The 9566-nt window shown below is 65.1% G+C and carries 9 protein-coding genes and 1 pseudogene; all 10 read right to left on the bottom strand.

Annotation, left to right across the window (positions count from 1 at the left end; translation table 11 throughout):
* Nucleotides 1-203, bottom strand: a pseudogene (locus VIR09_RS24585) (MmgE/PrpD family protein 4); the annotation flags it as partial.
* Between the two features lie 43 nt (nt 204-246).
* Entirely contained in the window at nt 247-1740 is a 1494-nt protein-coding gene (locus VIR09_RS24580) for an AMP-binding protein (protein WP_332015224.1), read from the bottom strand.
* Between the two features lie 73 nt (nt 1741-1813).
* Nucleotides 1814-2989, bottom strand: coding sequence for an acyl-CoA dehydrogenase family protein (locus VIR09_RS24575; protein WP_332015223.1), 1176 nt, complete (start codon nt 2987-2989; stop codon nt 1814-1816).
* 5 nt (nt 2990-2994) lie between these two features.
* The gene (locus VIR09_RS24570; protein ID WP_332015222.1) at nt 2995-4227 is read right to left on the bottom strand and encodes a dihydrolipoamide acetyltransferase family protein; all 1233 of its coding nucleotides are present in this window, start codon (nt 4225-4227) and stop codon (nt 2995-2997) included.
* A gap of 3 nt (nt 4228-4230) precedes the next feature.
* Nucleotides 4231-5016, bottom strand: coding sequence for an enoyl-CoA hydratase/isomerase family protein (locus tag VIR09_RS24565; RefSeq protein ID WP_013395512.1), 786 nt, complete (start codon nt 5014-5016; stop codon nt 4231-4233).
* Nucleotides 5017-5030: 14 nt separating this feature from the next.
* Nucleotides 5031-6005: an alpha-ketoacid dehydrogenase subunit beta gene (locus VIR09_RS24560; RefSeq protein ID WP_332015221.1), complete on the bottom strand. Its 975-nt coding sequence runs from the start codon at nt 6003-6005 to the stop codon at nt 5031-5033.
* A 1-nt stretch (nt 6006) separates the two neighbouring features.
* On the bottom strand, nt 6007-6978 hold the full coding sequence (locus VIR09_RS24555; RefSeq protein ID WP_332015225.1) for a thiamine pyrophosphate-dependent dehydrogenase E1 component subunit alpha: 972 nt from the start codon (nt 6976-6978) through the stop codon (nt 6007-6009).
* A gap of 232 nt (nt 6979-7210) precedes the next feature.
* The gene (locus VIR09_RS24550; protein ID WP_013395515.1) at nt 7211-7984 is read right to left on the bottom strand and encodes an IclR family transcriptional regulator; all 774 of its coding nucleotides are present in this window, start codon (nt 7982-7984) and stop codon (nt 7211-7213) included.
* Nucleotides 7985-8069: 85 nt separating this feature from the next.
* Nucleotides 8070-8846: an enoyl-CoA hydratase/isomerase family protein gene (locus tag VIR09_RS24545; RefSeq protein WP_332015220.1), complete on the bottom strand. Its 777-nt coding sequence runs from the start codon at nt 8844-8846 to the stop codon at nt 8070-8072.
* A partial coding sequence (locus VIR09_RS24540) for an acetate--CoA ligase family protein (RefSeq protein WP_332015219.1) occupies nt 8843-9566 on the bottom strand: 724 nt, incomplete at its 5' end. The genes VIR09_RS24545 and VIR09_RS24540, both read right to left, overlap by 4 nt.

The raw sequence follows: 9566 nt of genomic DNA, 5'->3' as shown, positions 1-9566 counted from the left end.
AGCAGCGTGGCGCCGCCGGGCCGCACGCCATCCATGGCCAGGACGGCCTGTTCGGCCACGCCGAAGAACGGCGTGGGGTGCGAGCCCAATGCAATGCCGTAGCCATTGAGGACGCAGGCGCGAGCCTTTTCAATCACAGGCTCCGGCAGGTTTCCGACAGCAAGGCCCGTCGAGAACGTCGCGAATTTTCTGGCCAGATTCATTTTTCTCCCCCTGTGTTCTTGTGCTGTTTCCGCTGCGGCGGCATCAGGCGTTGTAGCGGTCCCGCAGCACCCGCTTGAGGACCTTTCCCGAAGGATTGCGCGGCAGTTCCTCCACCACTTTCAGCTCCCGCGGCACCTTGAAATTGGCCACGCGCTTGCGGCAGTAGCCGGCCAGCTCTTCCAACGTCAATGTCTGCCCTGGGTTGAGCACCACCACAGCCGTGATGCGTTCGCCCCATTGCTCGTCGTGCACGCCGATGACCGCCGCTTCGGCGATCTGGGGCATTTCGTAAAGCACTGCCTCGACTTCGCTGGAAGCCACGTTCTCCGCACCGGTCAGGATCATGTCCTTGGTCCGGTCGGTGACGAACAGGAATCCTTCCTCGTCCAGGTAGCCCACATCCCCGCTACGCAGCCAGTCGCCGAAGAAAGCTTCGGCGGTTTTCTCGGGTGCGTTCCAGTAGCCCTTGGTGACCTTGGGCCCGCGCACGCAGATCTCCCCTTTCTCGCCGGCGGGCAACCAGCGGCCTTCGTCATCGGCGATACGGATCTCGACGTGCGGCAGCGCGCGACCGGTGGAGCCGATCTTCTCGATTTCGCGGCCTGGCTCCATGAGGGTGTCGCCGCTGCACGTTTCCGTCATGCCGAAGCCGTCGATGAAGCGCCCGCGCGTGAACACGCGGGTGAAGTCGCGTATGCGGGATTCGGGCGTTTTCTCGCCGCCTGCAATACACCAGCCAAAGGTATCCAGGGCGTACCTTCCCGGGTTCTGTACGGCCAGCACGCGACTCAGCATGACGGGCGCCATCCAGCCGCAAGTCAGCCGGTGGCGTTCAATGGATGCAAGTACCGCCTCCGGATCGAATTCGCGGTGCACGCAGAGCGTGCCTCCTACCCACAACACCGCGATGCCAGGCAGATCGAAGGCCCCGACGTGATAGAGCGGCCCCACCACCAGCAGACGTTCCCGATGCGTCAGGCCCAGCGCGATCACGTGATCGATCGACTTCCAGTGGATGTTGCCGTAGGTGTGCATCACGCCCTTCGGCCGCGAGGTCGTGCCGGACGTGTACATCAGCCGCAGCAGATCATCCTGCGTCGTGGCGGCCGGCTCCGGAACGGCCAGTCCCGGCTTGCCGAGACGGCGCGAGTCGGCCTGCGCAGCGGCGTCGAGCACCACCTTGGGCACTTCGAGCGCCGCCACCTCCGCGAACTCCTCGTCCACGAACAGCAGCTTGGCGCGGGCGTCGCCAAGGATGTAGCCGGCCTCGGGCGCCGCCAACCGGTAGTTGACCGGCAGGAATATCGCGCCCAGATAGCTGGCGGCGAACGCCAGTTCCAGGAAGGCGGCGCTATTCTTCATGAAGAGCGCGACCACATCGCCGCGGCCGATTCCATGTGACTGGAGCAGCGCCGCCGCCAGGCGGATGCGTTCATGGAAATCGGCGTAGCTGACCGCGACGTCGCGATAGATGATGGCGGCACGATCGGGCGCGCGCCGGGCGTGGAAGGCGATGGCTGCGCTCAGATTGAACATGGTGGGTCTCCCTTGGATGGCGGCTCGGCGCGGGTGACGGCCTGAGCCGGTCCCGCGTCTCGATGCTTGCGCTTCAGTATGACTTCGGCATGCCGAGGTCGTGTATGGCGATGTAGTTCAGGATCATTTCTTCCGACACCGGCGCAAACTTGAACAGCCGCGCGTCGCGCCACAGGCGCTCAACGTGGAATTCGCGCGCGTAGCCCATGCCTCCCATGGTCTGCATGCTGCGCTCGATGGCATGGCTGGCGGCTTGCGATCCTATCAGCTTGGCAATGTTCGCCTCGGAGCCATAGGGCAATCCCTGATCGCACAACGAGGCCGCGTTCAGGTTCATGAGGCGGGCGCACTGCAGTTCCGCATGCGATTGCGCCAGCGGAAACTGCAAGCCTTGGTATGCGCTGATGGGCTTGCCGCCAAACACCTTGCGATCGTTCGCATACTGAATCGCCAGACGCTCCGCCAGCCGACCCGCGCCCACCAGGCTGGCGGTCGTGACGATGCGTTCGGTGTTAAGCACGTCCAGCAGTTCGCGAAAGCCCTTGTCGAGCGTGCCCACCAGTTCATGCGGTTCGATGCGAACATTGTCAAAGAACACCGAGCAGGCGCTGAGCGTCTGGGTTCCCACCTTCTCGATGGCCGAATAGGTCAGGCCCTCGCGTTCGACGTCGATGATGAACATGGAAATGCCGTCGGTGGGGCGCGCCCCTTCGACCGGTTTGGCAGTGCGCGCCACGACCAGCATCTTTTGCGCGGCGTCGACGGCGGTGATCCAGATCTTGCGCCCGTCCAACCGCCAGCTGCCATCAGGCTGCGCCGCGGCGAAACTCTTCATCGCCAGCGTGTTGGTGCCAGCATCGGGTTCGGTGAGCGCCATGCAGAAGTTGATCTTGCCGCTGGTCAGCCCGGGCAACAGCTCGCGCTTCATCTGCTCGCTGCCGAACTTGGAGATCGGCACGCCGCCGAAGATGGGATTGATCATGAACAGCTGGCCCAGCGTCGAACCACCGCCGCCTGCGGAAAGTTCCTCCACAATGAGCGCCAGCTCCACCATGCCCAGGCCCGATCCGCCATGCTCCTCGGGCAGGGCCGCGCCCGCCAGGCCGGCCTCGCAGATGGCCTGCCAGCAAGCCTGGGGGAAGGCATTCTTGCGGTCCTGCTCATACCAGTAATCCACGCCATACGTTTCACCGATGCGGCGCGCGGTCTCGACGATCAGCTTCTGCTCGTCCGAAAGCGAAAAGTCCATATGATCTATCCTTGAATAGGGGTGCGCAGCAGCCGGTACGGGTCCTGCAGCAACTCGATGACGCAGTTGAGGAATTTCAGCGCGCCGGCGCCATCGTGCAGCCGGTGGTCCGCCGCCAGCACCAGGCCCATTTCGCGCCGCAACGCCGGCGCGCCTTGCGCGCCGGGCCTGAACATCTCGCGGATGCTGCCCACGCCCAAGATCGCCGACTGGGGCGGATTGATGATGGGTGTCATGTATGTGACGTTGAACATGCCGGCGTTGGAAATTGAAATGGCCCCGCCGCTCATGTCGTCGCGGGTGGCATTTCCCGATCGCACGCGCTCCAGCAAGGCGTCCGACTGCCGCGCGATGCCATCCAAGGTAGCGCCTGCCAGGCCGTGCAGCACCGGCGCCATCAGGCCGCGTTCGGTAGTGACCGCCACGCCTACGTCGATGTCCTGGAACTGCACGATGTGGTCGTCGTTCCAGATGCGGTTCTGTTGCGGCAAGGCCGCAAGCGCCCGCGCCACGGCGGCAATGACGAAGTGGTTCAGCGTCAGCCTGGGCGCATCGGGCTGGCCATTCAAGCGGCCGCGCAAGGCCAGCAGTTCGCTGACCTCGGCCTCGGCCGATAGATAGAAGTGCGGAACCTGCTTGGCCTGCGTCATGCGCCGGGCCATGGACTGCACCAGTCCGCTGGCGACGATGCGCTGTCCGCCGTCCATGGCAGGAACAGCTTGCTCGGCGGCATTCTCGACCTGTGCGGCCCGCCCCGGTTCGCCCGCCTGACGCACGTCCGCAGCCTTGATGCGCCCGCCCGGTCCGGTACCGCCGACTTTCGCCAGATCCACGTCCAGTTCACGGGCCAGGCGCCGGGCCAGCGGCGTGGCCACGATCCGACCGCCAGCGGCCGTAGCGGGCGGTACCGGCGTCCGCGCCGCCAGCATGGGCGCAGAAGCGGAGGTTGTCTCGGCCCCGCCTGCGGCACCTGACTCCAGGTCTGACTTCTGGCCCGGTCCCGTCCAACGTGCGACCACGGCGCCCACCGGTACCGTTACACCGGCCGGCACGAGGATCTCGCCGATCAGACCGTCCGCCTCGGCCGCGATTTCGCTGGCGACCTTATCCGTTTCCACCACGAACAGCGGATCGCCAGCTTTTACCTGGTCGCCGGCGGCCACGCTCCATTCGATCAGCATGCCCTCGGTCATGGTCAGGCCGAGCTTGGGCATCAGAAGATCATTCAGCGCGCCCATGGGCTATTGCCCCGCGAAGCGCGCTTCGCGCTTTTCAAGGAACGCGCCGACGCCTTCATGGGCATCGCGCGTGTCCAGCACCAGACCTATCATGGCCTGCTCGTGCGCCAGCGCATTGGCCAGCGGCATATCGGCGCCATCGCGCAGAGTGCGCTTGAGCAGCTTGAGCACCAGCGGCGACTTTCCTGCGATCTGTTCCGCCAGCGCCAGGACCTGCGCCATGAGCTGGTCCTTCGGCACCGCGCGATTGGCCAGGCCGATGCGCACCGCCTCGTCTGCGCTGATGCGCCCGCCGGTAAACATGAGTTCCTTCGCCAGGCAAGGCGCGACTTGCCGGATGATGCGCTGCGTGCCGCCCGCGCCGGGAAACAGGCCCAGGTTGATCTCCGTCAGCGCAATCATGGCGCTGTCGGCCAGGATGCGCAGGTCCATTGCCAGCAACAGTTCGGTGCCGCCGCCGAGCGCCCAGCCATTGACCGCGGCGATCGTGGGCTTGTCGCTGATTTCGATGCGCCGGAATACGCGATGGATATCTTCGGCAAACTCCTGGTAGTGCGCCAGGCCCTGGCGCGAGTTCAGGTCCGCCAGATCGCCCCCGGCCACGAACGATTTTTCCCCCGCGCCGGTAATGACGATGACGCGGCAATCTTCGCGGGCCTCCAATGCGGCGAATGCCCGTTCCAGTTCGATCAAAGTCGGAATATCCAGCGCGTTGTGCACCGTGGGGCGGTTTATCGTGATGATGCCGACGCGGTTGCGGACGTCGGTAAGAATGCTGGGTTCGTTCATGCTGTCTCCAGGGATCAGGCGCAGAGCTTGCGCGCCGCGGCGATGACATCGGCCTCTTGGGGCTGATACTGTTCTTCCAGCGCCGGCGCGAAAGGCACCGGAACAAAGGGGGCCGCGACGCGGACGATAGGCGCGTCGAGCTCGTCGAAGCCAATATCGGCCATGCGCGCGGCAATCTCTGCGCCCACGCCGAATGCCTCGACCGCTTCGTGCACGATAAGCAGCCGATGGGTGAACTTGATCGAGGCCAGCACCGCCTGCTCGTCCCAGGGCTGGATACTGCGCAGGTCCAGCACCTCGGCCTCGATACCGTCTGCAGCCAGGACCTCGGCGGCCCGCAATGCCTTGTGCACGGTCGCGCCGTAGCTGACTATGGTCAGGTCGCGGCCCGGGCGCGCCACGCGCGCCTGGCCTAGCGGTATTGGCCCGGCGTTGTCCGCCACTTCGCCCTTGAGGGCGTACAAGGCCTTGTTCTCCACGAACACCACCGGGTCCGGGTCGAGGATCGCCGACTTCAGCAGGCCATAGGCGTCGGCGGGGTTGCTGGGGCACACCACCTTCAATCCAGGGATATGGGCGAACCACGCTTCCAGGCATTGGGAATGCTGCGGACCGGCGCTGATGCCGCCGCCGTGCGGCGTGCGCACCACCAAGGGCACGCTGGCCTGTCCGCCGAACATGAAACGGGCCTTGGCAGCCTGGTTGACCAGCGCGTCCATGGTCAGCGTCATGAAATCCATGAACATGATTTCAAGCACCGGCTTCAAGCCGGACAAAGCCGCCCCCACGGCCGCATTGGCCATGGTGGCTTCGGAGATCGGCGTGTCGCGGATGCGGTCCGGACCGAATCGGGCATGCAGCCCGCGGGTCACGCCGAACGGACCGCCGGCTTCGGCTATGTCTTCGCCGAACAGGAATACCGTGGGATCTTCCTCCATGCACTCGGCCAACGCGCGGTTGATGGCATGGGCAAAACGTAGTTCAGCCATCTCAGTTTGCCTCGATAGGGGTGTAGACATCGTTGCAGGCCGCGTGCCAGATCGGTTGGCGGCCCAGTCGCGCGCGCTCCACCGCTCGCTCGACCTGAGCCTGGACCTCGTCGAAAACCTGTTCACGCTGCGCCTTGGTCACCCCTTTCTTGTCCAGCGCCGCTTCGAAGCGCGCCACCGGATCGTGCTCGCCCAAGCCGTCGATCTCTTCCGAAGGGCGGTACTTCTGGGGATCGCCTTCGTAATGGCCGCGCCAGCGGTGGGTGATGCATTCCAGCACCCGCGGACCTTCGCCGGCGCGTATGCTGGCCACGGCCGCGCTTGCGGCCTCGGCGACTCGCAGCACGTCGTTGCCATCGATTTTTTCGTGCGGAATGGAGAACGCAGCCGACAGTTTGTCCAGCGGCGCGACGAACTGCTTATGGGTGGGGGAGAACTCGGCCCAGCCGTTGTTTTCGCAGAGAAACAGCAGCGGCAGGCGCCACAGCGCGGCCAGGTTGAGGCTTTCGTGCAGCACGCCTTCTGCCATGGCGCCGTCACCGAAAAACGCCACCGCCAGCGAGTCCTTTTTCCTGACCTGATGAGCCAACGCGCTGCCCAGGGCTATCGGTATGCTGGCGCCAACAATGGCATTGGCCCCCAGCATGCCGATGGACAAGTTGGCCACGTGCATGGAGCCGCCGCGACCCTTGCAGATGCCTTCCTCGCGCGCCATCAGTTCCAGGAAGAACTCTTCGATGTCGATGCCCTTGGCTAACGCGTGCCCATGGCCGCGATGGGTCGAGGCGACGGTATCGTCTGGCCGCAGCACCATGCCCATCGCGGCAGCAACGGCCTCCTGGCCGATGCTCAGGTGGATGAAGCCGGGGACTTCCCCGTCCGCGAACAAGCGTCCCAGCCTCAGTTCCGCCAATCGGATGCGCAACATGCGCCGGTATGCGTCCAGCAACTGCTCTTTGTTGGCGCTAGCCACCATTGCCTCCTCGTAACAACCGCTCTTTGGTTCGAAGCGGCGTGCTTGGCGCCGCTTCGTTACATATAAGTTATCGGTCGGTTAATTTACTAACCGGACGGTTAGATGAATCATAAGCAAAGGTTCTCGCGAACGTCAATCAGGTTTTTCAGGGGTCTGGGCCACGCCCGGACGGACGCCAGCCGCCCTGCCCCTTGCGGTCAAGGAGCAGGGACTTATCGAGGGCAGGGAATCAGGCGCGGCCGCCGGACAGGGCGCGCGTGATCAGCACGGCGCGGTCGCGCAGGTCCGCGCCCAGGCGTTCCAGGGCGTCGCCCGAAACCTGCGCGCTGAAGCCGACCGCGCTGATGGCCATGGCCGGTTTACCGAACTCGTCCAGCACGGCGGCGGAAACGGTGCTCACGCCCTTCACATAGTTGCCGGCGTCTACCGCATACCCCTTGTCGCGCGCTTCCCGAACGCCTTCCAGATATTCCTGGAAAGGGGGCTTGTCGTCCCACCTCAGGTTATCGAAGCGCTGCCGCAATTCCTGGTCGTCCAGGCCCGAATGGGCGGCCATGCAACGGCCCAGCGCCGCGATGTACATGGGCAAACGTTGGCCCACGCTCATGTGCACCCGTACGGAACTGTCGGTGTCGGCGCGGTCCACGAGCACCACGCGTTCGTTGGAAGTGCGCTGCCAGAGCGTCGCCGTGACGCCATGGCCGCGCGCGATGTCACGCAAATGCGGGTGGACCAGTCGCACGTAGGATCCCTGCTCCAGCACGCCCTTGGCCAGCTCGACCAGTCCCAGGGCGATGGAGTACGTCTTGGTGGCCTCATCGAAGGTCACCAGGCCTTCATACACCAACGTCTTGAGAAAGTTGTAGCAAGTGCTGGAATTGAGCTGAAGATCGCGCGCCACCCGGGTGACCCCCACGCCCGAGGGCGCGGCGCTCAGGTAACGCAGGACGCGCAACCCGCCCACGAGGGCGCCCACGAGTTTTTCCGGTTGTTCAGTCGTCATTCTGAAGACAGAGAATTTCTCTGGATAGAAAAGAGCAAAAATTGTGACACAGAGCCCCTGCCCACACAAACCAGACCCGCCCCCGTCAGTCGGCGCGCCTGGCTCGCATGCCGGCAAGATAGGCGCGTATTTTTTCCTGCACGCCCGGCCGGCTGAAGTTCTCGTGCATGAGCGGCTCCAGCGCCTCGATACGGCCGATACCGGGATCGGGCGGCTCCAGCAGCAGGCGCGCATTGCGGGCGATCGACAGGGCTTCCCGGCGCGCCAGGTAGAACGCCAGGCGGTCAGCGGAAAGCCGCTCGAAACCCTCGGCCGGAAGCACATCGGTTACCAGTCCCAGCTCGCGCGCGGGCGCCGCCTCCAGTAGCTGGCCGCTAAGACACAGTTGCCTGGCCCGCGCGGCGCTGATCTTGGTTTCCAGCGCGGCCTGGACCATGACGGGATACATGTTGAAGGCGATTTCCGGACACGCGAGCGTCAGATCGTCCGCGGCGATGACGATATCGGTCATCGCCAGCAGAATGACGCCGGCGCCGGCGGCCTTGCCCCGGGCCAGCGCCAGAATGGGCGCCGGGCAGCGCGCCATGGCAGCCATGAGTTCGCGCAAGCCCCGGCCCTGCGCCTCCAGCAACGCCGGACTGCGGACGAACTCCTCGATATCGCCGCCGGCGCAGAACAGGTAAGGCGAGGCGCTGCGCAGAACGATCAGGCCGATGCCGTCTTGCGGCACGGTTTCGATCGCGCGCCGCAAGACGGCGAGCATCTCCACGTTCAAGGCGTTGGCCTTGGCGGCCCGGTTCAATATGAGCGTGCGTACGCCATCGGCATCATGAATCTGGACAAAGTGCGCGGCGTCCGTCATTCGAATCTGCTTACCACGGCATCGAGCACCCAGGCCTGGCCACCGCTCACCGCCAGCGGATTGATCTCGATCTCGGCGAGGTCTGGCCGCATCAGGAATACCTCGCACAAGCTCGCGATCTGTCGCGCCAGGGCGGGCAGGTCGGCCGCGCCGCGGCCGCGGAATCCTTGCAGCAACCTGGCCGAACGCAAGCTCTCGATCATTTCCTGGATTCGCGACGGATCCAGCGGCAACAGGCGGCTGGCCACGTCGGGGTCCAGTTCCACTTCGACGCCGCCACGGCCCAGGGTCAGCGTGGGGCCGAATCTGGCATCGCGGCGCAGCCCCAGCAGCAATTCATGATCGAAACGCTGCATGGATTCGAGTAGGATGCCCATTGCCTTGATGCCCCGGTCGCGCGCGATTCCGCGCAGGCGCAGCAGCGCCTCGCGCAACTGCTCATCGTCGGAAATTCCCAGCACCACGCCGCCTATGTCGCTCTTGTGCAGCACCTCACTGGCCTGCAGCTTGGCAACGACCGGATAGGACAAAGGCGCGGGCAGCCCACCGGGCAGGTCGCCCTCCACCAGCACGCCGTCGGGAATGCCGGCGACACCGAGTTCGCGCAGCAGTCTCTTGCTATCGCACTCCGCCAGGAATAGGGTCCGATCGGCCGGCGCCACGGCGCATGGGCGTTCCGGCAGCGCAGGCGCCGTCAGCGCCGCGTGGCGCAGCCCGTTC

Source organism: Achromobacter sp. (assembly GCF_036567245.1).
GTDB lineage: Bacteria > Pseudomonadota > Gammaproteobacteria > Burkholderiales > Burkholderiaceae_B > Achromobacter.
The sequence above is the reverse complement of the archived record's forward strand: the minus strand, read 5'-3'. Positions and strand labels throughout refer to the sequence as shown.

Excerpts from the sequence above, each read along its gene's own strand:
- VIR09_RS24580 (WP_332015224.1), bottom strand. The coding sequence starts at position 1,740 with ATGTTCAATCTGAGCGCAGCCATCGCCTTCCACGCCCGGCGCGCGCCC.
- VIR09_RS24575 (WP_332015223.1), bottom strand. The coding sequence starts at position 2,989 with ATGGACTTTTCGCTTTCGGACGAGCAGAAGCTGATCGTCGAGACCGCG.
- VIR09_RS24570 (WP_332015222.1), bottom strand. The coding sequence starts at position 4,227 with ATGGGCGCGCTGAATGATCTTCTGATGCCCAAGCTCGGCCTGACCATG.
- VIR09_RS24565 (WP_013395512.1), bottom strand. The coding sequence starts at position 5,016 with ATGAACGAACCCAGCATTCTTACCGACGTCCGCAACCGCGTCGGCATC.
- VIR09_RS24560 (WP_332015221.1), bottom strand. The coding sequence starts at position 6,005 with ATGGCTGAACTACGTTTTGCCCATGCCATCAACCGCGCGTTGGCCGAG.
- VIR09_RS24550 (WP_013395515.1), bottom strand. The coding sequence starts at position 7,984 with ATGACGACTGAACAACCGGAAAAACTCGTGGGCGCCCTCGTGGGCGGG.
- VIR09_RS24545 (WP_332015220.1), bottom strand. The coding sequence starts at position 8,846 with ATGACGGACGCCGCGCACTTTGTCCAGATTCATGATGCCGATGGCGTA.